The following is a 24922-nucleotide window of genomic DNA, read 5'->3' as shown; positions in this document are numbered from 1 at the left end:
GTTGGGGTGTGACACTTCAACCTACTTTTTTGTTTACTGATAAAAAATATATGAAAGGACTAAGAATTTTACAGGGGCTGATATTGGTTTGTGTACTTATGGTGCCTGTATTGATTATAGTTTTTTTGAAATCATTTGGCACCAATCATTATGACATCCCCATACTTTATGAAGAAGGAATAGAAAACCCTTTTCAGGAATGTGAGGTTGCAGGAGAGGGGCAGCATTATATCCCTGAATTTTCTCTTTACACCCAAAAAGAAGAAAAGAGGGGAAGAAAGGAAATGGAAGGGAAAATCACTATTGTGGATTTCTTTTTCACGTCTTGTCCAAGTATTTGTCCTGTTATGTCAACCGAAATGGAAAGAGTGGATGATGCTTTCAGGAATCAGGATGATGTCCAGATATATTCTATCTCCATAGATCCTGAGTACGATACTCCAGAAGTCCTGGCAGAATATGCAGCAAGGCATAATGCTAACGAAGATAAATGGCATTTTCTAACAGGGGACAAGGAGGATATTTACAACTTGGCTAGGTGTGGGTTTATTCTGCCTACCTTGGATGGTTATGGTGATCCTGAGGAATTTGTTCATAGTGACAAATTTGTGCTCGTAGATGATCAGGGAAGGATCAGAGGCTATTACAGCGGAACCAATAGAGATGAGGTGGACAGGTTGATTTTGGAAACTAAAATTTTGCTACATGGAAAGAAATAATGCATTGAAGACTTCCCAGGATTCAGGGATAATCAAGTGGATTACAGTGATTGCTATAGCTGTTCCAGTTGTGGTTGCGGTTCTTTTATTTATGCCATCCAAATTGGACATAGCAAGTGAATGGGTTTATTTTCTACCCCATTTAAATGCTGTAATCAATTCAGCAGCGACAGTTGCCTTGATCGCAGGTCTGGTTTTTATCAAACAAAAGAACATACAACTTCACAGGGCAGCTATGACCACTGCCTTTGGCTTGGGAGCAATATTTCTGGTTTCCTATGTGATTTATCACGCGGCTGCTGAAAGTACTGCTTTTGGTGGAGAAGGTATTATCCGAAGTGTTTATTATTTTATTTTGATTACCCACATCATCCTGGCTGCAGTGGCTTTGTTTCCGATATTGCTGGCATACTATTATGGCTATACCGATCAGAGACAAAAACATAAAAAAGTGGTCAGGTATGCTTACCCTATCTGGTTGTATGTGACCATTTCCGGAGTGTTGGTCTACCTGATGATCAGTCCGTATTATAACTTCTAAACTAATATTTGAAATCAGACGTTGTGTGGATATGAATCGGTTGAAACAAATTTTGCTTACCTTACTTATCATGGTATCCTTTCAGGTGCAGACCTGGGCACAATGTGCCATGTGTAGGGCTACTGTTGAAAACAATGTAAGTACTGGAGAAACCTCAGTCGGAGCTGGGTTGAATACCGGAATTCTATACCTTTTTGTGATGCCATATCTGATCGCAATGGTGATCGGCTATCTTTGGTATAAAAAGGCCAAGGAAAGGAAATCAAAATATATCTTTCACGGAGAGAAATTCTGACCTGAAAAAGCAAAGTTTGATTATAGACTTTGCTTTTTTACTTTTGGCTATATATGCTGAAGAAAAAGCGCTTTGTCCTTTTGTTGTCCGTCCTCGGAATAGGATTGCTCCTGGCTTTGAATTTTATTCTGAGCAACAGGGAGGGAGATGACAAGTTTTTGAGGCCAATTTCAAAAAAAATCAATCAAGTAGAAGCTGAGTTTGACCTTGACTTCATAGAGATACTGATGCGCAACCGGCCTGATGAATCATTGACTTTTTCAAATCTCAGCATTGATTCCTACCATGAGTACTTTCTTTTTGACGAAAACGGGCAGTTGATTTACTGGTCGGATTTCAGCTATATTCCGGATTACGAAACCGTCAGGGTACAAGAAAACAAAAGGCTACTTGAGGATAGAGAAGGGGTTTATTTTTCTAAAATCAGGAGGTTTAGCAGGAATGACAAGGGGTACTTTTTGGTGCAGGTTTATCCTCTTTACAATAAACGGGAAATTCAAAACGAATTTCTTTCTTCGGGATTCAACAAATCGGTTTTTGGGAATGATAGGGTAGAGTTGAGCGCTGAAGAAGCAAATGGTTTTGTAGATGTTCGGGGGAGTAAAAACGAGTACCTGTTTTCAATCAGCTTTGAGTCAGGTTACCAGGCAATAGGTCAGACCAACAATGTTCCCCTGATGGTATTTTTCTTTTCCCTGCTCTTTTTAATTTTGATTTCAGGATACGATTTTGTAAAAACCATCTGGAAGAAAGGACAGAAATTTATTGCTGTATTTTATGCATCTCTCATTTTGTTTTCTATTCGGGGGTTTATGCTTTTTTTCGGTTTCCCTCAGGATTATTTCGATTTCAGTCTGTTTGATTCAAGCCGCTTTGCTTCCTCACTGCTCAATCCCAGCTTGGGAGATTTACTTCTTAATGTCATATGCCTGATAATTCCTTTTGCAATGATATTGGCCATACTACTGGGCCAGGCTTTTATTCAAAGGTTTCAGGAGTTTAGTCAAAAGTACAAAAGATGGTATTTTTTCGTATTGGCGTATTTTTTCTCTACCGTTTTATTGATAGGTTTTTATTCTCTATACATTAATATCCTCAGTAATTCTCAATGGGATCTGAATATCTTGAGCATACCTTCTTTTGACTATTTTAAGGGTATCAGTCTTTTATTGGTTTTCTTTGGAAGTGCAGGATACTTGCTGTTTTCAATCATAGCCCTCAGTCTTGTGCTTGAGTACAGGCAATATAGTAAGGTGTACGCATTGCAGGTGCTGCTTATTTTTTCTACCCCAATAGTGATAGGGCTTTCGATTATCAATTGGATTTATTTGCTTGTTTATCTGACACATCTTTTATTTTTGATTTCCATCATCAGCTTTGAGTTATACAAAAACATCTTCAGGCTAGGCCTCAATACCTTTCTGACCTTTTTCTTTGGTTGTTTGATTTCTGCCATTGTCACTGGAATCGCAGCCCACCAAGTTTACCTCGAAAGACAACAACAATCCAAAGTGCGCTTTGGGAATCAACAACTCATTGAAAATGATGTAATGGCGGAGTTTTTCCTTTCTGACATCATGAAAAGGATTTCAGAGGATATTTTTATCAAAAATGCACTCACAGATCCCCTGCAGGCCAAAGAGCCGATTGAAAGGAAAATCAGGAGGATTCACATGACCAATTACTTTGATCAATATGCCCTGAAAGTTAAAGTTTTCAATGCTGCAGGAGATAATGTGCTTCAGCGGGGAGATGAGGAAAGTCTTCAGGATCTTAGGGTCAATTATGTGAAAAGTGATTACATCACTTCTGTGCGTGACCTGTATTTTATCAAAGGCACGGAAGAGATCGGCAGCAATCAATACTTCGCTTTTATCCCGTTGTACAGGGATGATGTGTTTATCGGAACAGTCTACCTAGAACTCAATCAGATCAGGATTCTTCCTGGTTCGGTATTTCCGAAGCTTCTTATGGATCAAAATTATCAGGCCTCTTTCAATGACAGGTACTATGATTTTGCTGTTTATCAGGATGGAGAGCTTCAATATGCAGTAGGAGTTTTTAATTACAGGGCATCCGACCTGCACAATTACGTAGAAAACGGTGCACTTTTTTCTGCTGGGATATATAAAAAACAGTACCACCATCTTGGAGTACGAAATGAGGACAGGGTTGTCATTGTTTCCTCACCCATTTATTCGGTTTATTATATTCTTGCAGATATTTCCTTGTTTTTTCTGTTTTACATTCTGCTGACCTTGCTGAGTGTTGTGGTTTATGCCTTGATGAAAGGGCTCAAAACCTTTAATTTTAATTATGCCACAAGGCTACAGATGTACCTTAATTTTGCATTTTTCTTCCCTATACTCATTATTTCGGCTATTATCTTAGGGTTGTTGGCGAATTCTTACCAGGACGAGCTTCACAGGCAATACTTCCAAAGGGCTACTTTAGTCAAAGACAATCTATCGGCTATTATGGAAAAGCAAAGTGCTGGAGTAGCTGATAGGGAGGATTTCTTTGAAGAAGTCAATAACCTTGCAGGGACTGCCAATATAGAGATAAATGTTTTTGACAGGACAGGTTACCTGATGACCAGCTCCCAGCCCAATATTTTTGATAAAAGGGTGGTCACCAGATACGTCAATCCCCAAGCAATTGCCGAATTGCTGGAAGGACAAAACAATCTTGTTCTTTTAGAAGAAAGTATAGGCAAATTGAATTATAAAGCCGTTTATTCAGCAATTCGGAGTTCGGATGGACAGGAGGTACAGGCTATTATTTCCATTCCTTTCTTTGAATCAGAAACGGAGTTGGATATCCTTATAGCTGATGTACTGAGTAATATCCTCAACATCTTTGTGCTGGTATTCATCATATTTTTGTTTGTCTCCTATTTCGTTTCAAAAAGCCTGACTTTTCCATTCAAACTTCTTACCCAAAAGCTGAAGGCCACTGACCTGGAAAACAATGAGCCTATGTATTGGCCTTCCAATGACGAAATAGGACTTTTGGTAAATGAATACAATAACATGCTCTATAAGCTTGAAGCCAGTAAAAATGTGCTTGCAAACACAGAGAAGGAAAGTGCGTGGAGGGAAATGGCCAAACAAGTGGCGCATGAAATCAAAAATCCACTGACTCCAATGAAGCTTACACTACAGCATCTTTTGAGACTACAGGCTGAAGGGAAGTTGGAGGATCCTTCAAAGCTGAAAAAGCCAGTAGAGACTTTGATAACTCAAGTAGATACATTAAGTGATATAGCCACCTCGTTTTCTACTTTTGCTAAAATGCCACTGCCAAAAAATGAACTGATGGATTTCAGGAAGGTTGTGAAGGAGATCATCGAATTGTTCAGAAACAGGGAAAGGGGCACTGTTACTTTTATTGACCATACTGAAGAAATTCCAGTTTATGTAATGGGAGATGATCAGCTTTTCGGAAGGGTAATTTCAAACCTAATCATCAATGGGATACAGGCAGTGGATGGAAGGAAAAGACCTGTGGTCGATGTATCCATGAAAGTCGATAATGGAAAGGTTGTGTTGATGATAAAGGATAATGGTAAGGGCATTCCGGATGAGTTGAAAGATAAAATATTCATCCCTAATTTCAGCACCAAGTCCGAAGGCTCAGGATTGGGACTGGCCATTGCCAAAAGGGGTGTAGAGACGGCCGGGGGTAGAATCTGGTTTGAAACCCAAGTTGGTACAGGTACCCGTTTTTTCCTCGAATTTGACTTGGTAAGGCTCAATTGATGGTTTCAGGTCTTAGGTTTGAAATTGTTTGAGCGAAAATATTACCTTAGCAAGGTCTTCGCGTGTGATTATGATCAGGTTAGGGTGTTATCTATTATTTCAGTTGATACTTTGTGTGGGGTGTTGGACACCTCTTTTCGCTCAGTCTGATTACTGTAAGTGGCTTCCTGCTCAGGAGATTAATGAAGAATTCTTCCTAGATTCCCTCAGTGTACTAAAGGAGTCCATCAAAGTCACAGATGTTCAGGGTAAGGAATATGCCTTTGAGTATTCCCTGAGCACAGGAAAACTTTTAATGGAAAAGTGGCAGGAAATTCCCGACTCCTTGCTTTTTTGCTACAGGACATTTCCTTATGCATTTCATCAGGCAGTATCCAAAAGAACCCTAATGGTGGATTATGACAGCATGGCGATGTTCAAAGACAACAGGGTGCAGGCTGCTCCGGCATTTGACTTCCGTGAGGAGTTTTTTCCCAGTACCAACCTGAACAAATCAGGGAACCTTACTAGAGGCGTTTCTTTCGGTAATACACAAAATCTTTTTGTCAATTCATCCCTCAACCTTCAGATGAATGGGCAACTGGCCGACAACCTGAATATTCGGGCAAGTATCACTGATCAAAATGTACCCTTTCAGCCGGAAGGAAACACCCAGCAGCTTCAGGATTTCGACAATGTTCTGGTAGAGCTGTACAATGACAAGTTTAACTTAGCAGCCGGAGATGTGGTGCTCCAGCAAAGAAAGTCGGAGTTTTTGAGGTATTATAAAAACGTCCAAGGAGCCCAGCTTACCAGCAATTATACCATCGGGGAAAAGTGGCGGGCATCCACTCAAGGTTCTGCTTCTGTGGCCAAAGGTAAGTTTGCTTCCATTATTCTGGAAATCAGTGAAGGAACATTAGGTCCTTACCGAATTCCAGGACCTCAAAATGAAAGATTTGTGATCGTGATGGCAAATTCTGAAAAAGTGTTTTTGGATGGAAAGCAATTGCAAAGAGGCTTCAACTATGATTATGTGATTGACTACAATCAAGGGGAAATTACTTTCACACCCAATGTGCTCATTACCCAATATTCCAGGGTGAGAATTGACTTTGAATATGCGGAGAGGAATTTTTCCAGATCCATCATTTCTGCCAACCACATACAGGAAACCGATAAGGTAACCTTGTACATGAATTTTTACCGAGAACAGGACAATAGAAACAGGCCTTTGTTTTTTGAGTTTTCTGATGCGGACAAAGCCTTGCTCGCATCTGTAGGTGATAATATTGATGCTGCTGCTGTGCCTAGGGTTGACAGCGTTGCTTTTGATCCGAATAGGGTGCTTTACAGAAGAGTGAGGGATGTGGACGATCAAGGGCTTCCGATAGAGTTTTTTGAATACAGTACCAATCCCGAAGAGGCGCATTTCGCAGTTTCTTTCAGTGAAGTCGGACAGGGCAATGGGGATTATGTAAGAGACAGACAGATCGCCAATGGGCCTGTCTTTTTGTTTCGTCCAAGAATCAATGGAGTGCAGCAAGGCAATTATTCTATTATGTCGCCATTACCAGCGCCAAACAAGCGACAAATGTTTACCACTGGGGCAAGGGTGAGGCTCAGTAGCCACGAAGAGGTATTTACGGAATTGGCCATATCTCAGAGGGATGATAATCTTTTTTCGGAAATAGATAACGAAAACAATCAGGGCTTTGGAATCAAGTCCGGAGTCCTTTCACAGAACAGGAAGTTTGACAAATTCAAAGGATATACCCTTAATGCTCTGACTGAATTTGAATACAACTCTACAAACTTCAGCTTTATTGACCGATTAAGGTATATAGAATTTGACCGGGACTGGAGTCTCACTCCTGAAGATGCCGCCCTTGCCGGGCATGAGAGACTTTTCAATACTGAGTTTGAGTTTCAAAAGGATGCCAATAACTTGGCTTCTTATAGGTTTAACTTTAGGAACAGGGGAAACATACTTTCCGGTACCCAGCATGTAGCGAGGTGGAACCAGCAAATGGGCAAACGTTTTTTTGTAAGGAATGATTTTTTCCTGCTGGATTCGGATGTCAGGGACTTGAATTCATCTTGGGTAAGGTACACGGGTGATATACAATATAGGTCCAAGGTTTTGGTACCGGGGTATAAGATCATGCTAGACAGAAATGCGGTGAGAGATACTGAAAGGGATTCTGTGGTCAGTACGGCCATGAATTTTTTGGAGCATCAAGCCTACCTCAACAGCAATGATACTTTGCCGTACTCATTTTTTATAAATGCTTCGGTCAGAGAGGATAAGTTTCCTGTAGCAGGTGAACTTAGGGCAGATACAGAGGCTTTCCAGACCATGTTTGGGTTGAAAAGAAGGTTCAATGGACACGACCTAAGTGCTACATTTACTTATAGGGAGTTGGAGTTTGTCAGGATTTCCCAAGAAAAGGAAACCACTGTGTTGGGGAAAGTTGACTATCTGGGGACGCTATGGAATGGAAATGTAAGGAATGAGCTTAGCTATGCTTTGGGTAATGGGAGGGAATTCAGGAGAGAATTTGTCTTTTTGCCCGTGCCAACAGGAGAAGGTACCCATGCATGGAGGGATGACAATGGAGATGGGATTCAGCAATTAAACGAGTTTTATATAGCGATCAATCCGGAAGAAAAAAACTTTATCAAAGTGTTTGTGCCCACCACAGATTTTGTTCAGGCTTTTACCACCATTTTCAACTACAGGCTCAATGCCAAATTTCCTGATGCTTGGCGCAAGGAAGGCGGTATCCGTCAGTTTTTACAGCGGTTTTCGAACAATAGCAGTGTCAGTATTGAAAAGAAAATCACCTCCTCAGAGTTTTGGGACAGGATTAATCCGCTGGTCGGAGGCTTTGCCGATGAAGACCTGCTTTCTGTCAGGCAAGTCATCCGCTCCTCTTTCTTTTTTAACAGGGCATCGGCAAAGTATGGTTTTGACTTTTCTATATTTGACAGTCAGAATAAGCAGTTGCTTGCCGGTGGCTTTGATGACCTGATTCAGAAAGACCTCAGGCTCAATACCAGGTACAACTTAAATCCTAACCTCAATATCAGGATTATCGGACAGACAGGAAAGCGCATTGCAAATTCTGATTTTTTGGACAACCGCAATTATAATATTGAGCAATCAGGAATAGGTCCGGAATTTGCATGGCAGCCGAGCAGTATATTCCGGACTACTTTTACGTACAACTATACAGACAAAATCAACCTGGCCAACACAGAACTGGACGAAAGGGCTGTGTTGCATCAGACCGGTTTGGATTTCAGGTATGCAAAGGCCATCAAGACCACGATTAATGCCAATTTCAGGTACATTCATATTGATTACAATGGTATAGCTAACTCGCCTGCCGGTTATGAGATGCTTCAGGCCCTTACCAATGGAAGCAATGTCACTTGGACCCTGAACTGGTTACAAAAAATCGGAGAAGGGCTTCAAATGAACATGGTCTATGAGGGCAGAAATTCTGAGGGGCTTGGCAGACTCGTTCATATTGGAAGGATGCAGGTGACAGCTTTATTTTAAGGATATGGATTCAATTCAATTTTTCTGAATTCTACTTCAGCACCTTCAGCCTGAATTGCAATCTGGCCCTTTTGAGCAGTAGCATTAAATCCATGATTGACCATGTCTCCATTTACCTAATCAGTGATCTGATCTTCTTTGCAGTCTATGATCATTTGGTTCCATTCCCCGAGAGGCCTCTCTGATCCTTCTGTCAGATTTCTGATTCTTCTTTCTTTTCCATTGAAAAGAGTTTGGGCTACAGAAGATTTTAATCTGAAGGAAGCGAGAACCAAGAGTAAAAGAATATGTTTTTGCATTCCTTAAATTAAAAAATAGAAGGGAAAAAGCCAGAATTTTTTGCAACCGATGCTAAACATGATTTTTATCATGTTTAGACCTTCTATTTGTCACTCTATTCCAATACTGCCCCCTCTAGATTTGTAACATCAAACAAAGAATGCCATGCAGGGGGAAATCAAAAACAAATCAGGCTTTACTTTTCCGGAGGAAATCATTGCCACTCACTTTTGCAAGCGATTGCCGGACGGCTTTTCGCATCATGTCAATCAGGGTGGTCAAGAAATTTCCTGTAGCCCACTTGAAGGACCTTCTCTTTATACCGCCCATTTGCCTAAGGTGCTGGATTGGCTGCATCAGCATGAGAAGCCTCTTCCACTTCAAAAGGAGCCCTGCAATATTCCGGTTCTATTGTTTGATGATGAGCTGAACTTCGACAAACTGCTTTTTCATTATGACGGTACTCCGGCTTCAGCCAGATTGATCAGAAACTTTGTGGAGCTTTTTGAAGAAAATATCCATGATAGCAATGCTACAATCATATCTCCTTGTTTTATTCCAAAATCCAAGCAGAGGGAAGAGCAGGAAATCGTACAACTACTTGCTTCCAAAACCGCAGAAACATCATTTATTAAGTTCAATTTCAACAGGATAGGGGATTTTTGGTCCTATGCTGTCAAGCATAAGTGTACCCTTTTGGTCACTACCAAAAGTTATCAGGCTGATCTGGCTAAGGTGTTGTTCCATTTTTATAAAGGTGGAATGTGGTACAATAGGCTTTCTTTTTATCTCTCATTTTGATCGGAAGGATAGTATATGGGAAAGATAACTGATACCCCGATTTCTACTCATACTTGCTACCATTGCGGTGAGGCATGCAAGGAAGATATCCTTCATTTTGATCAAAAAGAGTTTTGTTGTACAGGCTGTAAGCTGGTATACGAAGTACTTAGTGATAATGACCTTTGTAGCTATTACGACATTGCCGATAGTCCAGGAATCAATCAAAAGAACAGTGCCAAACGAGACAATAGGTTTGATTACCTGGATGATGTGGATATCATAAAAAAGCTGGTCGACTTCAGGAATGAAGACGAAACCCATATTACTTTCTATATTCCTTTGATACATTGCGCTTCCTGCATTTGGCTGTTGGAAAACCTCCACAAGCTCAATGAGGGAATAGTGTCAGGCAGAGTGGACTTCATCAAGAAAAAAGTGCAAGTGAAGTTTGCCCACCAAAAAGTCAGCCTTAAGGAAGTGGTAGTATTGCTTTCCAAAATCGGATATGAACCACATATCAACCTTGCGGACAGTGAAAGAAAGACAGTTTCCCCATCCAATAAGAGGTTGATATACCGCCTTGCAGTAGCAGGATTTTGTTTTGGCAATATGATGCTGTTCAGCCTTCCTGAGTACTTTGCGGAAGCTGAGCTATTGGGCAATGGGTTCAAAAAGACCTTCAATTACCTGAATGTCATGCTGGCACTTCCGGTATTTTTTTACTCCGCGACAGATTATTATCGGTCTGCTTGGATATCTATCCGCAACAAAGCCATCAATATGGATGTGCCCATTGCAATAGGGATTTTGACCCTGTTTTTCTATAGCCTTTATGACATTTTCCTTTTGGGAAATGAAGGCTACATGGATACATTGGGAGGGCTGCTCTTTTTTCTCCTGATAGGAAAATATTACCAGCAAAAGACCTATGACACGCTTTCTTTTGACCGGGATTACAAATCTTATTTCCCAATAGCAGTAAGCAGGGTAGTGGCAGATAGGGAAGAAGTAATCCCCCTTTCCAAGCTTAATGTTGGAGATATCATTTTGGTAAGAAATGAAGAACTTATCCCCTCTGACAGTATTCTCCTGGATGGGGAAGCAGCAGTGGATTACAGTTTTGTTACAGGAGAAGAAGTACCTGTGATCAGAAAAAAAGGAGAGCTGATCTATGCTGGCGGCAGACAAAAAGGTGGGGCCATCATGCTGGCAGTCCAAAAGTCCCCTTCGCAAGGCTATCTCACTGACCTGTGGAACAGTGACACATTTGATAAGTCAAAAGAAAAGGGGCTGGAATCTTTAGCCACCAAAATCTCAGGAAAATTCACTGTTACAGTTATTCTGATTGCATTATCAGCTTTGGCTTTTTGGCTTTATCTAGGAGAAGTTTCCTTGGGGATCTTGGCTTTCACCTCAGTATTGATCATTACCTGTCCATGTGCTCTTGCCATGTCGACTCCATTTACTTTGGGAAACTCACTTAGGGTCTTGGGGCAAGGTAAATTCTACCTCAAAAATGCCCAAGTGATCGAAAAACTTGCAAAAACAGACACGGTTGTCTTTGATAAAACAGGAACCTTGACAGCTCCTTCTCAGGCGAAGGTAAGCTTCCAAGGTGAGGAATTGTCCCAAGAATCCAAATCTATCATCAAAGGTTTGGTAAGTCAATCTACCCATGCTTTGAGCAATAGGATCAATGCCTGGATGAAAAATGTAATTCCCGAAAAATTGGTGAATGTGGAAGAAGTTCATGGACAGGGTCTTAGAGGTGTTTACAAAGATCAGGAAGTGAAATTAGGTTCGGCTTCATTCGTGGGCGCTTCCGGTCAAAATTTGCCTGAAGGCGGCAACCTGGTTTTTTTCTCTGTAGAAGGTAATGTGTTAGGATACTTTTTTATACAGAGCGGCCTCAGAAAAAATATCGATCAGGTCGTCAAAAATCTGGAAAGTGAAAGAACAGTGCACCTGCTCTCAGGTGATCAAGATCATGAAAGAGATCATTTAAAAAGGCTGTTTGGTGACGAAGTCAAGCTGAATTTCAATCAAAGCCCAAAAGACAAGCTCTGCTACCTCAGTGCACTTAACGATGAAGGCGCCACCACCCTCATGGTGGGGGATGGTCTCAATGATGCCGGAGCATTACAGGAAAGCCATGTAGGTATAGCCGTTACAGACAAGGTCAGTAATTTTTCACCTGCCTCTGATGCCATTATGGATGCTTCTGTGATGGATAAGCTGCCTGCTTTCCTGGAATTTGCCAAGACAAGCCGCAAAATTATAAAGGCAAGTTTTGGGCTGAGCTTCACCTACAATACCATTGGTGTTTTCTTCGCTGTGCAGGGCTTGGTCAGTCCGGTATTCTGCGCCATTCTGATGCCGATAAGCAGTATTTCAGTAGTGGTTTTCACCACATTGAGCACTAATTATATAGCATATAAAAAAGGATTAAAGGAAAAAATATTCTGAACATGGAAGTCATATTCATACTCATAGCGATCAGTCTCATTCTAGCAGGCTCTTTCTTGTTTCTGTTTTTCAGGGCAATGAAAGGGGGGCAGTTTGAAGATAGCCATACTCCTGCGATCAGGATACTCTTCGAAAACAAACAATCAAACAATAGCAAAAAAGTACCAACACCTAAATCAAAGTAACATGTCAGGAACAACTCTTGAAAAGTTTGCTTACGACAATAAGATCGTAAAGTACTTCGGGGTCGCCACCATAGCTTGGGGCCTCGTCGGAATGTTGGTCGGGGTAATCGCTGCCACGCAGCTGTTTCTCCCTGAAGCCAACTTGGGCAATCCTTACACTACATTCGGCAGGATCAGGCCATTGCATACCAATGCTGTGATCTTTGCATTCGTAGGTAATGCGATTTTTGCCGGGATTTATTATTCTATGCCCCGCCTTCTGAAGGCTCCTATGTGGAGTAAAGCCCTCAGCTGGATCAATTTCTGGGGCTGGCAGCTGATTATACTTTTGGCAGCCATCACTTTACCTCTTGGTCTGACTACTTCCAAAGAGTATGCAGAACTGGAATGGCCTATCGATATCCTTATCGCATTGGTATGGGTAGCTTTTGGTGCCAATATGATCGGAACTCTGATCAAAAGGAGAGAAAAGCACATGTATGTGGCAATCTGGTTTTACTTGGCATCATTTGTCACGGTGGCGGTATTACACATATTCAATTCCCTCGCACTGCCAGTTTCTTTCTTTAAAAGTTACTCTGCCTATGCTGGTGTACAGGATGCTTTGGTTCAGTGGTGGTATGGCCACAATGCGGTAGCGTTCTTCCTGACAACTCCATTTTTGGGATTGATGTATTACTATCTTCCCAAAGCAGCCAACAGACCTGTATATTCATACAAGCTATCCATCATCCACTTTTGGTCTTTGATTTTCCTTTATATCTGGGCGGGTCCGCACCACTTGCTGTATACTGCTTTGCCGGAATGGGCACAGGTACTTGGCGTGGTCTTCTCGATCATGTTGATAGCCCCTTCTTGGGGAGGTATGGTGAATGGACTCTTGACTTTGAGGGGTGCCTGGGATAAGGTAAGGGTTGATCCTGTACTGAAATTTATGGTGGTGGCTGTGACCGCATACGGTATGGCGACTTTTGAAGGCCCAATGCTCTCCTTGAAAAACGTCAATGCCATAGCGCACTATACAGACTGGATAGTAGCACACGTGCACATCGGTGGCTTGGGATGGAATGGTTTCTTCACCTTTGCTATGCTTTACTGGCTATGGCCAAAAATGTGGAAGACGAACCTATATTCCACCAAGCTGGCCAATACCCACTTCTGGATGGGCACAATAGGTATCCTTTTCTACGCATTGCCTATGTATGTGGCTGCTTTGACTCAATCATTAATGTGGAAAGAATTCACAGAAGCTGGTAGATTGGCATATCCCAACTTCCTGGAGACAGTGATCCAAATTGTACCCATGTACATGTTAAGGGCATTTGGTGGCCTACTATACCTTTCAGGCGCATTCTTGATGGTGTATAACATGGTGAAAACTGCCAAGCAGGGTAAGTTTATGGCCGAAGAGGCTGATGAAGCTCCTGCGCTCAAGGCCCATGTGACTGAAAAAGGTGAGTTTTGGCACAGGGCATGGGAGAGAAAACCTGTTTTCTTCACCATTCTTGCCACGATAGCTATTGCGATAGGTGGTGCGGTAGAAATCATCCCAACATTGCTTGTCAAGTCCAACGTGCCGACCATCAGTAGTGTGGAACCTTATACTCCCCTAGAATTGCAGGGAAGAGATCTTTACATTTCCCATGGTTGTGTAGGGTGTCATTCCCAAATGATCAGACCTTTCAGGTCAGAAACAGAAAGGTATGGGGAATATTCCAAAGCAGGAGAATTTGTCTATGACCGACCGTTTCTTTGGGGCTCCAAGCGTACTGGGCCAGATTTGCATAGGGTAGGTGGTAAATATCCCGACAGCTGGCATTATCACCATATGGTAGATCCTAGAAGTATGTCTCCGGGATCCTTGATGCCACCATATCCTTGGATGGCTACCAATATCATGGACCATTCGGAGGTGCCGGCCAAAATCAGAACCCTCCAAAAATTGGGTGTTCCATACCCTGATGGATATGATCAGGTAGCCAATTCGGACCTGGATACACAAGCTGCACAGATAGTTTCCAACCTGCAGTCTTCGGGAGTGGAAGTGATGCCCGATTCAGAGATTGTGGCCTTGATCGCATATTTGCAGCGCTTGGGTACTGATATCAAAAAAACGACAGCTACTAACCCATAACCTTCATTGATATGAAAAAGGATATTTTGACTTCGATAGAAAATATAGAAATCTACCCCATCATTTCCCTTTTGATCTTTGTGATCTTCTTTGTGGGGATGTTTATATGGGTGATCAGAGCCGATAAAAATTACATCAGTCGTATGAAGGATCTGCCTTTTGACGAAGAACATCAAAAAAAACAGCAGCTATGAAAAAGTTTAAATCCATAATGATGATGATGGCCGGTATGTTGATGTGCATGCCGGCTATGGCCCAGAGCAGCGAATTGCAATGGGTGGAGGACCTCAGGAAAATGGACAGCAGTCAATTGACCTTACTGATTATCGTAGGAGTGGTGTTGCTCGTTATCCTGATTCTTCTTGTGCTGATGGTGTACATGATGAGCTTTATGGCAGAAGTCTTCAAAAGACAAAATCCGGCTTTGGCGAATCAACCATCCTGGTGGGATGAATTCAAACTCAAATACATTACCGGTAGGCTTAAGCCTGCCGGAAGTAAAGAAGAAAGGGATTTGGAGTTGGACCACAGTTATGATGGCATTGTAGAGCTGGACAACCACATGCCGCCTTGGTTGGCCAATGTGTTTTACATTACCATTGCATTTGGGGTGTTATACTTTACCTATTTCTCCGTGTTGGGTCTGGGAAAGACACAAGTGGAAGAATATGAAGAAGAACTTCGCATAGCATCTATTCAAATAGAGGCATATAAAGCACAGGCTGCCAGTTCAATCGATGAAAACTCGGTGGTCTTTGATGCAACGCGCGAAGCTTTGACTACAGGGAAGAAAATATATGATGCCAATTGTGCTGCCTGTCATGCCATGGATGGTGGAGGTGGTGTAGGTCCTAACCTTACCGATGAATATTGGATCCATGGGGGCAGCATTCAGGATATTTTCACGGTGGTCAAATATGGTGTCGTTGAAAAGGGGATGATCCCATGGCAAGATCAGCTGAGCCCTGAAGAAATGCAACAGGTTTCCAGCTACATCATGACTTTGACAAATACTACACCTGCCAATCCTAAAGAACCGCAAGGGGAAAAGTATCAGCCTACTATTGAAGAGCCTATCGATGTGTTGGGTGAAGAAGAGCTAGGTGTAGAAGAGGCCGAATGACGACAAGTCTCAGTCGATAATAAAGAATGAAAAGTAAATAAAAATGGCCAGTAAATACTCAAATCTTCAGCCTGATACATTCAGGGATTCTTTGGGGACAGTCCAAGCAGACGGTAAACGAAACTGGATCTACCCAAAGAAAGTGAGTGGCAAGTTCTACCAATGGAGGACTTACCTCTCTTGGGTATTACTGGCTATTTTGTTTATTGGACCTTTTATCAAAATCGATGGAAGGCCCTATATGCTGTTCAATATATTCGAAAGAAAATTCATCATTTTTGGGGCTGCGTTTTGGCCTCAGGATACGCATCTGTTGATTTTTCTTTTGCTGATCTTCTTTGTGTTTGTCATTCTCTTCACAGCAGTATTCGGTAGGGTATTTTGTGGGTGGGCATGTCCGCAGACCTTGTTTATGGAGATGGTTTTCCGGAAAATAGAATATTGGATAGAAGGAGATGCCAATCAGCAAAGAAAGTTGAACGCCATGCCTTGGAATGGAGAAAAATTAAGGAAAAAGGGGCTAAAGATGTTCATCTTTGTTTTGATCTCCTTATTAATTTCCCATACAGTCATGGCGTATCTGATAGGGGTAGATCAGGTAGTGGAAATTGTAAGTCAACCGCCTTCAGAGCATTTAGCCGGATTTATCGGATTGATGGCCTTCACAGGAATATTTCTCTTTGTATTCTCTTGGTTCAGAGAGCAGGCCTGTATTGTAGTATGTCCCTATGGTAGGCTTCAGGGAGTATTGCTGGATGCCAATTCAATCAATGTTACCTATGACCATGTTAGGGGAGAGCCTCGCGGTCCTATCCGAAAAAACAAGGTTGAAGAAGATCCTAAGGGGGATTGCGTGGATTGTACACTCTGTGTGCAGGTGTGTCCCACAGGTATTGATATCAGAAATGGAGTACAGATGGAATGTGTCAATTGTACGGCCTGCATTGATGCCTGTGATGAAGTCATGCTCAAAGTCGACAGGCCTACAGGATTAATCCGATATGCCTCAGATAATAGTGTCCTTCAGCAAACACAAAAACTCATGACTCCTAGAGTAAGGCTGTATTCATTTTTGCTTTTGGTACTGATTGGGGCCTTTGTAGCCTTGCTGAGCACTAGAGATGATCTGGCTGCTACTGTGACACGCTTCAGGGGGATGACTTATCAAGCTAGGGATACGGGAGATATCAGCAACCTGTACGAGGTGACATTTATTAACAAAACTTTCGAAAAACAGGAAGTGAATCTCATTCCTGAAAACGATTCCTATAGAATAGAAATAGTAGGAGACCAAAATTGGACCTTAGATGCCCAGGGTAAATTTGAAGGTAGGTTTTTTCTGGTGAAACAAGGGGAAGATATTCAGTCAGTACAGGATAAGGTAGTCTTGTTGCTCACGCAAAACGGAAAAGTGATAGATAGAATAAAAACAAGTTTTATGGGGCCATTGCCCCAAAAACAACACAACAACCAATAATCGAAACAGCTATGGATTGGGGAAAAGGTATTACACTCACTTTGGTAGCATTTGCAGCTATCATGATCACCATGGTAACCATTTGTGTCAAGCAGGATGATATACACCTGGTGACCCATGATTACTACGAACAGGAGATCAAGTACCAGGAGCAGATTGACAGAATGATCAATGCAAGTCATTTGGATATGAATGCGATTGAATATCATGAAGGGATAAAGTCCCTTTCACTTCACCTAAAGGTAGGTTCAGTGGGAACGCTTCACTTTTTTAGGCCATCAGATGCACGGCTGGATAGAAAGATAGATTTTGAGATTTTGGAAATCAACTCCAATTCTGTAGATCTTTCAAGTCTTAAGGAAGGCTATTGGAGGGTGAAAATGACCTGGAAGGAGGGTGGTAAGGAATTTTATCTTGAAAAGAAAATAAATATTTAAGCCATGCTTTGGACAGCATTTCTTCTTGGATTTCTGGGTTCATTCCATTGTTTGGGAATGTGCGGTCCTATTGCTATGGCCATTTCTTCCAAAGACAGTTCGGCTTTTTTGAGAAACAAGCTCCTATATAACTTGGGAAGGACATTTACCTATTCCCTGCTGGGAGGATTAGTAGGATTTTTGGGTTTTACTTTGGCTTTGGCAGGTGTGCAGCAGTGGCTCTCATTGACTATGGGAGCGCTGATAGTTCTTCTGGCCTTTTTTTACAAAAAATCAGAAAAGTTAATAGCGGGATCCGGCTTTTTTGGAGCAGTCTTCCGCTTGAAGTCCAGCTTGGGTAAATACATCAAAAGAGGTGGAAGTTCTGCATTTGTAGTGACAGGCTTGCTAAACGGGCTTTTGCCTTGCGGTATGGTTTACCTTGCTTTAGTGGCTTCCATGGCCTTGCAGAGTCCGATACAGGGAGCACTGTACATGTCCTTTTTTGGACTTGGAACCATTCCCATGCTAATGGTTGTCATGTTGTCCGGGAAGTTGGTTTCCATCAATTGGAGAAATAAGTTCACCAAGACAATGCCTTATTTCGCAATGTTTATTGGGATATTGTTTATCATCAGAGGATTGGGCTTGGGGATCCATTATGTAAGCCCCAAGCTTCAGGTATTTGATTATGGTGATGAAAAAATAGAAATGACCATGTGCCGTTGATTTAGATGGCTTTGCTGAATCCAAATTGTTTTTCGCTCTTGGCCATCATCCTTTGGTCAAATGTCATGCAGATAATGCGTATAAAAGGTATTCCTTCTTTGAGGATTTCCAAGCCTTTCGGACTGTAATTGATCAAGCCTTCCATTTGATATTCATTGAGCTTTTCCAGCTGTTGATAGTTTAAAGAAGTGAAAAAGTCGTATGACCAATCTGTACTGTGATTGCAAATCAAGTCCAAGATCAGGGATTTGGTATGGAGGTCAGTTTCGGACATCACATGGCCTTTTTGGATAGGAGACTGACTGTGCAAAACGGATTGCTTATAAGTATCGATATTTTTGTCATTCTGGCCATAAGCATAGTAGATATCCGAAATAGAACTGTTGCCCAAGCCTATCAAAACCCTAGAGGGGGAGGTCGTATAGCCCATGAAATTTCTATGTAGCTTTTTGGCAAGCTTAGCTTCATAAAGTGGCTCGTTTTCTACAGCAAAGTGATCCATACCTATTTCAAAATATCCCATATCCGATAGGATTTCCTTTCCTTTTTCATACAGTCTTCTTTTTTCCGTTTCATTGGGGAGAAAAGCCTCAAAACTTTTCTGGGCTTTGAATACTGAAGGGAGATGGGCATAACTGTAATAGGCAATCCGATCAGGTTTGAGGGAGGCAACTTTAGAGAAAGTGTCAGTAATGGTGGCCATATTTTGATGAGGTAGACCGTAGATCAAATCAAAATTGACAGAAGTGTATCCGATTTCTCTGGCCAACTCTGTGGCCTCTTTCACCTTTTCGAAGGTTTGGATCCTATGAATGGTTTTTTGTACCTCAAGGTCAAAATCCTGAATTCCATAAGAAACTCTCCTGAATCCTAAATTGTACAAGGTCTGCAAATGTTCTCTGGTAGTATTGTTGGGATGGCCTTCAAAGCTGAATTCTGCATGAGGTAGCACAGTTGCACTATCTCTTATAAACCCCAGAAGTTTTTGTAAGGATTCTGGCGAAAAAAAAGTTGGTGTGCCTCCACCTAAATGAATTCCTGATAGATTAGGGTTTTTCCCGAAGATTTCCAGGTAATGTTTCCATTCTTCAATAACAGCATCTATATAAGGAATTTCTACCTGATGGTTTTTAGTGATCCTTTTGTTACACCCACAGTAGGTGCATAGACTTTCACAATAAGGCAGGTGTATGTAAAGAGTTACCCCTTCTGAGTCATTAAAGTCATCAAAAGCTTTTTTTACCAAGATGTTCCAAGACTCCCCACTAAGATCATTGGACCATAATGGAACAGTTGGATAAGAAGTATACCTTGGTGCCGGTATATTGTACTTTTCTACCAGAGAAGCTTTGCGCTGATTCATATGATTTTCTTTGAATGCAAAGATGAAGTGGTTTTTTCTCAAAAAGGATGATGCGAATTTGATCAAAACCTGATAAAAGTCATGTTTTTGGAAAATTGGGGACGGGAGATGAGAGATTTGAAACAAGAGACAAGAAACAAGAGACAAGAAACAAGAGACAAGAGACAAGAAACAAGAGACAAGAAACAAGAGACAAGAGACAAGAGCTGAAAAATGGTGTAGATGATTGAAAATCAATGATCCTCGTAATTGGTAAATCAAAAATCTTGGCTTTGAAAAGAGCCGACCTGCGTCGGGACGCTCTAGCCAGCTGAGCTAATCAGAAATTCAATGTACTTTCGCGATTTTTTATTCTTGATTTCTAATTCTCTTTTTCTTGCTGCACTTTTATCAGGTTGAATTTCAGTATATTTTATCACCCACAAAGGTGCTCCTGATTTAGTAGAAGGAGTTGCCCCACAATTGTGATGTCTTATCCTAGCCTGAATGTCATTTGTGGATCCAATATAGTATTTGTTTGTTTTGGAGGAATATAAAATATAGACAGTATACATACCTAAAAATAAAAAAGGTTTGCAATTTTTTGTAAACCTAGGTGGAGGATAACGGAGTCGAACCGATGATCTTCCCGACCTGTGTCGGGACGCTCTGGCCAGCTGAGCTAATAAATAGGCCAAAAAAAAAGACCTGCAAATCTGCAAGTCTTATAGTTTATTGTGGAGGATAACGGAGTCGAACCGATGATCTTCCCGACCTGCGTCGGGACGCTCTAGCCAGCTGAGCTAATCAAGGGGTCAAAAAAAGGCCTGCATTTCTGCAAGCCTTGTATCTATTGTGGAGGATAACGGAGTCGAACCGATGACCTCTACACTGCCAGTGTAGCGCTCTAGCCAGCTGAGCTAATCCCCCTTTAAGGTCTGCAAATATAGAAAGGGTTTTTTTTAGGACAAATCTTTTTTATCAATCTATCGAATAATTTACACGGGTAAGAATACTTCTTCCCAAAGTCACTTCATCCGTATATTCCAATTCACCCCCTATTGGGATGCCTCTTGCGATGGTACTTACTTTGATATTCAGTTCTTTAAGTTTTCGGGTGATAAAAAATGAAGTGGTATCTCCCTCCATCGTCGCAGGTAATGCCAGAATTACCTCTTCTATTTTATCTTCTGTCCTCGAATCTTCTATCCTCTTGATAAGTGATTCGATCTTGAGTTCGTCCGGTCCTATTCCTTGAATAGGAGAAATCACCCCGCCCAAGACATGGTAGAGTCCAGTGTACTGAGCAGTGTTTTCTATGGCCAATACATCAGGAATGTCCTCTACCACGCAAATTATGCTTTTGTCGCGCCGGATACCTGAACAGATGTTACAAATGTCTGTATCGGAGACATTGTGGCACTTTTTACAATATTTGATTTCCTTTCTGAGACTGAGGAGTGCATTGCTCAATTCTTCAGTTACGGGCACATTTTGTTTGAGAAGGTGCAAAACAAGCCTTAGCGCTGTTTTTTTGCCTATTCCAGGCAAGCGGCTGATTTCATTTACCGCATTTTCTATCAATTTGGAAGGAAAATTCACAGGATGTATTTAGATAATTGCGGCTTGAATTCCTGCATCCAAAATGGCCTGGCACATTGGCTTTAACTTATTTCGGCTTCCTTTTTTGACGGTACATTTGCCCTTGTAATGAATGATCAAAGTGCATTGTTCTGCCTGTTCAGGAGTGTGTTGGCACACCTTTATGAGAATTTTGGTGACATGTTCAAAGGTGTTGATATCATCGTTGTATACGACCAGTTCACACTCATCTGTATCTATCAACTCCTCCAGTAATACCTCAACTTCTTCCAAATGGGGATAAGCTTGTGTTTGGTTGTTCATTTTGCAAATTTAATTATTATCAACAATTTAGCGAAATTGACCGCAGATACCTTATGAATTCAAATTTAGTTTTAATCGTAATAACATCATATTTTGGGCTGTTGTTTTTGATTTCCTGGCTGACTTCCCGAAATGTGTCCAAGGATACTTTTTTTACTGGAGATCGACAGTCACCTTGGTTTTTGGTAGCTTTCGGAATGATAGGCGCCTCATTGTCAGGGGTTACTTTTATCTCTGTGCCTGGAGAAGTGGGCAATACCAGCTTCCATTATTTCCAAGTTGTGTTGGGATATACAGTGGGATATTTGACCATCGCAAAGGTGCTTTTGCCTTTGTATTACCGTCTAAACCTTGTATCTATTTATGCCTACCTCGAAGACCGGTTTGGATTTTGGTCTTACAAGACTGGGGCTTTTTTCTTCATTCTCTCCAGGACATTAGGTTCCTCAATGCGGGTTTTTTTGGTAGCCGGAGTACTTCAGTTGATATTATTTGATCAATGGGGGATACCATTTTGGGTTTCGGTATTGATTACTGTTTCCCTGATATGGTTATATACCCACAGAGGAGGTATCAAGACTGTGGTTTGGACGGATACTCTACAGACATTTTTTATGCTCCTTGCTGTAGGGGTAAGCATTTATTTGGTCAGCAAAGATTTGGGAATCCTTGGGTTTGGAGATTTTGTGGAAACTATATCTTCTGATGCCAGATCTGAGATTTTCAACTGGGATTGGCAATCAGGTACCAATTTTTTCAAACAATTTGCTTCAGGAGCATTTATTACCATAGTCATGACGGGATTGGATCAGGACATGATGCAAAAAAACCTTACTTGCAAAAGCATAGGAGATGCCCAAAAAAACATGTTTTGGTTTACTATAATCCTGGTAGTTGTCAACCTGCTCTTCCTGTGCCTTGGTGTACTTCTTTACCTTTATTCTGAAGCTAAGGGTATCAGTATTCCTGTTAGGACAGATGACTTGTATCCACTTTTGGCCACTCAGGAATTCACAGCATTTGCAGGGATAGTTTTTGTACTAGGGATAACTGCAGCAGCGTACTCCAGTGCTGACTCCACCTTGACTGCACTCACTACTTCATTTTGCTACGATTTTCTGGAAATAGAAAAAAAGTATGAAAAAGAAGATCAGGTAAAAGTAAGAAAGCAGGTTCACCTGGCGTTTACCGCGCTAATGTTTTTGGTCATTCTCCTTTTTCGATGGATCAATGACCAATCTGTAATAAATGCGGTATTCATCATTGCAGGATATACCTATGGACCACTGCTAGGATTATATTCCTTTGGTCTGTTTACCAAATGGAAAGTGAAAGATAAGTTTGTGCCATACCTAGGTATAAGCGCCCCAGTGCTGGCATTTTTGATCAGTCAAAACTCCGAAAGGCTTTTTTGGGGCTATAAATTCGGCTTTGAAGTATTGATCTTAAACGGACTCTTGATGTTTTTAGCTCTATACTTGGTGAGAGAAAAAAGCTGATCGCTTACAGCTCCTGCCTTGCGATCAGCTCGTTTATTTTCTTTAATCTGATAATGTTGCTCTCCAAGCTCGAAGACGAACCATCAAGATCAACCAACACGGAAACATGTCCATTTCCGTTCCCGTTTTGGTGATTCCCATTCGCTTTTTTTGAAAAATCATAAGAATGATTTACTGTAGGAGCTACAGAAATAAGTTCTTGGACATCCACTTCATAAAGTTCAGACAACTTTATAGCATCTTCCATTTTGAGGTTGGATCGACCTTGTTCGTATCTGGAATAGGCCGTATAGTCTTTTTTTCCTAAATACTCCGCAATATATTCCTGCGTGTAACCTCTTAATACTCTGTGTTTTCTGAGGTTTTCTGCGATGTTACTTTTTAGGGCTGTATCCATATTTTTTACTGTTTTAACAAATCTTTGCAAAAAGCATACACATTTGCCCCATTGCGCAAAAAAAAAGTGATAAAAAATTGATTTTGTATAAAAAATACCAAAAAATGGTTGTTTATTTCATAATTCCAGTGAGTTGGGGTCCCAAAAGTGGGCTTGGAAGTTTTGGATTTGGTCACCTTCGACTTTGACACCTTCAGCTTCGAGTTTTTTCTGCATTTCTTCGGGATGGCTAAAATGATGCTTTCCGGTCAGGACCCCATTTCTATTGACTACCCTGTGTGCGGGGATGTCTTCTTGGGTGTGGGAAGCGTTCATTGCATATCCGACCATTCTTGCGCCACTTTTCAAGCCGAGGTAGTTGGCAATAGCTCCGTATGAAGTGACTTTTCCTTCAGGAATAAGCCTTACCACTTGATATACAAGATCAAAGTGGTTTTCTTTATTTTTTGTCATAGAGTATTTCCAATAAAATTTCATCAAACTCTTCCCGGATCTCTGGCTCCTTTTCCGGTGCTATTCCTACAATTATCTTAAAAGCAATCTTTTCTTTGAAAATACCACTGAGTCCTACAATGAATTTCGATATTTCTCTGGATGCCAAGCGTCGGGTAAGCCGTGGTTCTATTTTCTCTCTTATTTCTTTGAGACTCATTTGTGTCTCTACGGGAATTTCAAAGATAAATTCTACATCCTTTCTGTCTGTAAAACGGTAATTGATGACATGGGTGCTCAGCATGAGGTTATTGGGGATCATCATAGTAAGTCCATCATCCCTCTTTAGTACGGTATTAAGTAAGGTGATGTCTTTGATAATGCCTTTCTGCTCGTTGATTTTGATGGTGTCCCCTAAAGAAAACTGGTCCGTAAACATGATGATCAGACCATTGATGGTATTGGTGATGTACTCTTTGGAAATGATGGCAATGGCAGCCGCGACTATGGTAAGGCTGGTGAGAAATTCAAATGGCCTGAAACCAAAAGCCATGATCAAAGCGGAGAGGAATATCACTGAATTTAGTATATTGGAAATCCAAGTGATCCCTAAAAGGAAATTTCCGTGTAGATTTTCGTCCGATTGCTTTCTTAAATAAAGTCTGGCAGTGATCATTCTGGCGAGGGAGATGATGATATTGCCCCCTAACAAGAAAAGCAAAGCACCCATTATATCGGGAATAGCGCTAAAGTCGGATCCCCATTGATGGAATGTGGGGGAAATCTTGACCAAATAAAAAACAAGCCCGTATAAGAAGATTTTAAGGATAAATATCCTCAACTTGCGGTTTTCAGCAATTCTAAAAACAGATTTGGACTGAGACATGTGAAT

Annotated in this window: 23 protein-coding genes and 2 tRNA genes; 15 read left to right on the top strand and 10 right to left on the bottom strand. The window is 41.3% G+C overall.

Annotated elements, in window-relative coordinates; genetic code table 11:
- The first annotated feature begins 50 nt into the window (after window positions 1-50).
- The 5 genes from EGN73_RS14075 (at window position 51) to EGN73_RS14055 (ending at window position 8863) form a co-directional block, all read left to right on the top strand.
- Window positions 51-719, top strand: a complete 669-nt coding sequence (locus EGN73_RS14075; RefSeq protein ID WP_219291033.1) for an SCO family protein — start codon at window positions 51-53, stop codon at window positions 717-719.
- Window positions 706-1260, top strand: a complete 555-nt coding sequence (locus tag EGN73_RS14070) for a DUF420 domain-containing protein (protein ID WP_219291030.1) — start codon at window positions 706-708, stop codon at window positions 1258-1260. The genes EGN73_RS14075 and EGN73_RS14070 overlap by 14 nt, the downstream gene beginning before the upstream one ends.
- A 70-nt stretch (window positions 1261-1330) precedes the next feature.
- Window positions 1331-1555 (top strand): hypothetical protein, encoded by a 225-nt coding sequence (locus EGN73_RS14065; protein ID WP_246611596.1) that lies wholly within the window; start codon window positions 1331-1333, stop codon window positions 1553-1555.
- A gap of 53 nt (window positions 1556-1608) precedes the next feature.
- On the top strand, window positions 1609-5316 hold the full coding sequence (locus tag EGN73_RS14060) for an ATP-binding protein (protein WP_219291025.1): 3708 nt from the start codon (window positions 1609-1611) through the stop codon (window positions 5314-5316).
- Between the two features lie 70 nt (window positions 5317-5386).
- The gene (locus EGN73_RS14055) at window positions 5387-8863 is read left to right on the top strand and encodes a hypothetical protein (protein WP_219291363.1); all 3477 of its coding nucleotides are present in this window, start codon (window positions 5387-5389) and stop codon (window positions 8861-8863) included.
- 116 nt (window positions 8864-8979) lie between these two features.
- On the opposite strand, the gene EGN73_RS22750 is transcribed toward EGN73_RS14055, so the two are convergent.
- Window positions 8980-9162: a hypothetical protein gene (locus EGN73_RS22750; RefSeq protein ID WP_343207112.1), complete on the bottom strand. Its 183-nt coding sequence runs from the start codon at window positions 9160-9162 to the stop codon at window positions 8980-8982.
- A gap of 145 nt (window positions 9163-9307) precedes the next feature.
- Here EGN73_RS22750 and EGN73_RS14045 point away from each other — a divergent pair, with 145 nt between their 5' ends.
- From EGN73_RS14045 to EGN73_RS14005, 9 genes are read left to right on the top strand one after another with little or no spacing between them, the layout of a single operon-like run.
- Entirely contained in the window at window positions 9308-9943 is a 636-nt protein-coding gene (locus EGN73_RS14045; RefSeq protein ID WP_219291023.1) for a hypothetical protein, read from the top strand.
- 15 nt (window positions 9944-9958) lie between these two features.
- Complete coding sequence (locus EGN73_RS14040) at window positions 9959-12391, top strand: heavy metal translocating P-type ATPase (protein ID WP_219291021.1); 2433 nt, start codon at window positions 9959-9961, stop codon at window positions 12389-12391.
- Between the two features lie 2 nt (window positions 12392-12393).
- A complete protein-coding gene (ccoS, locus tag EGN73_RS14035) occupies window positions 12394-12576 on the top strand; it encodes a cbb3-type cytochrome oxidase assembly protein CcoS (RefSeq protein WP_219291018.1) in 183 nt (60 codons plus the stop codon).
- 1 nt (window position 12577) lies between these two features.
- Entirely contained in the window at window positions 12578-14710 is a 2133-nt protein-coding gene (gene ccoN, locus EGN73_RS14030; protein ID WP_219291015.1) for a cytochrome-c oxidase, cbb3-type subunit I, read from the top strand.
- A gap of 11 nt (window positions 14711-14721) precedes the next feature.
- Entirely contained in the window at window positions 14722-14904 is a 183-nt protein-coding gene (locus EGN73_RS14025; protein WP_219291012.1) for a cbb3-type cytochrome c oxidase subunit 3, read from the top strand.
- A complete protein-coding gene (locus EGN73_RS14020; protein ID WP_219291010.1) occupies window positions 14901-15833 on the top strand; it encodes a cbb3-type cytochrome c oxidase N-terminal domain-containing protein in 933 nt (310 codons plus the stop codon). The genes EGN73_RS14025 and EGN73_RS14020 overlap by 4 nt, the downstream gene beginning before the upstream one ends.
- Window positions 15834-15876: 43 nt before the next feature.
- Window positions 15877-17310, top strand: coding sequence for a cytochrome c oxidase accessory protein CcoG (gene ccoG, locus EGN73_RS14015; RefSeq protein WP_219291008.1), 1434 nt, complete (start codon window positions 15877-15879; stop codon window positions 17308-17310).
- Between the two features lie 11 nt (window positions 17311-17321).
- Window positions 17322-17747, top strand: coding sequence for a FixH family protein (locus EGN73_RS14010; RefSeq protein ID WP_219291006.1), 426 nt, complete (start codon window positions 17322-17324; stop codon window positions 17745-17747).
- A 3-nt stretch (window positions 17748-17750) separates the two neighbouring features.
- Window positions 17751-18455, top strand: a complete 705-nt coding sequence (locus EGN73_RS14005; protein ID WP_219291004.1) for a sulfite exporter TauE/SafE family protein — start codon at window positions 17751-17753, stop codon at window positions 18453-18455.
- A gap of 1 nt (window position 18456) precedes the next feature.
- On the opposite strand, the gene hemN is transcribed toward EGN73_RS14005, so the two are convergent.
- From hemN to EGN73_RS13975, 6 genes are all read right to left on the bottom strand, one after another.
- On the bottom strand, window positions 18457-19818 hold the full coding sequence (hemN, locus tag EGN73_RS14000) for an oxygen-independent coproporphyrinogen III oxidase (RefSeq protein ID WP_219291001.1): 1362 nt from the start codon (window positions 19816-19818) through the stop codon (window positions 18457-18459).
- Window positions 19819-20120: 302 nt separating this feature from the next.
- Window positions 20121-20372, bottom strand: a complete 252-nt coding sequence (locus EGN73_RS13995) for a GIY-YIG nuclease family protein (RefSeq protein ID WP_219290999.1) — start codon at window positions 20370-20372, stop codon at window positions 20121-20123.
- Between the two features lie 163 nt (window positions 20373-20535).
- Window positions 20536-20606, bottom strand: a tRNA-Cys gene (locus EGN73_RS13990).
- Between the two features lie 47 nt (window positions 20607-20653).
- Window positions 20654-20727 (bottom strand) — tRNA-Ala (locus EGN73_RS13985).
- A gap of 51 nt (window positions 20728-20778) precedes the next feature.
- Window positions 20779-21399 (bottom strand): recombination mediator RecR, encoded by a 621-nt coding sequence (gene recR / locus EGN73_RS13980; protein WP_219290997.1) that lies wholly within the window; start codon window positions 21397-21399, stop codon window positions 20779-20781.
- Window positions 21400-21408: 9 nt separating this feature from the next.
- Entirely contained in the window at window positions 21409-21702 is a 294-nt protein-coding gene (locus tag EGN73_RS13975; protein WP_219290995.1) for an ATP-dependent Clp protease adaptor ClpS, read from the bottom strand.
- A gap of 53 nt (window positions 21703-21755) precedes the next feature.
- On the opposite strand from EGN73_RS13975, the gene EGN73_RS13970 reads away from it, so the two are divergent.
- A complete protein-coding gene (locus tag EGN73_RS13970) occupies window positions 21756-23201 on the top strand; it encodes a sodium:solute symporter (RefSeq protein ID WP_219290992.1) in 1446 nt (481 codons plus the stop codon).
- Window positions 23202-23205: 4 nt separating this feature from the next.
- Here EGN73_RS13970 and EGN73_RS13965 read toward each other — a convergent pair whose 3' ends face one another.
- The 3 genes from EGN73_RS13965 to EGN73_RS13955 form a co-directional block, all read right to left on the bottom strand.
- Window positions 23206-23598, bottom strand: a complete 393-nt coding sequence (locus EGN73_RS13965) for a helix-turn-helix domain-containing protein (RefSeq protein ID WP_219290989.1) — start codon at window positions 23596-23598, stop codon at window positions 23206-23208.
- 117 nt (window positions 23599-23715) lie between these two features.
- Window positions 23716-24051: an MGMT family protein gene (locus EGN73_RS13960; protein ID WP_219290984.1), complete on the bottom strand. Its 336-nt coding sequence runs from the start codon at window positions 24049-24051 to the stop codon at window positions 23716-23718.
- Window positions 24038-24916: a mechanosensitive ion channel family protein gene (locus EGN73_RS13955; protein ID WP_219290982.1), complete on the bottom strand. Its 879-nt coding sequence runs from the start codon at window positions 24914-24916 to the stop codon at window positions 24038-24040. Before EGN73_RS13955 ends, EGN73_RS13960 begins: the two co-directional genes overlap by 14 nt.
- Window positions 24917-24922: the final 6 nt, after the last annotated feature.

It is taken from the genome of Arthrospiribacter ruber, assembly GCF_019343195.1.
Taxonomy (GTDB): domain Bacteria; phylum Bacteroidota; class Bacteroidia; order Cytophagales; family Cyclobacteriaceae; genus Arthrospiribacter; species Arthrospiribacter ruber.
The sequence above is the reverse complement of the archived record's forward strand: the minus strand, read 5'-3'. Positions and strand labels throughout refer to the sequence as shown.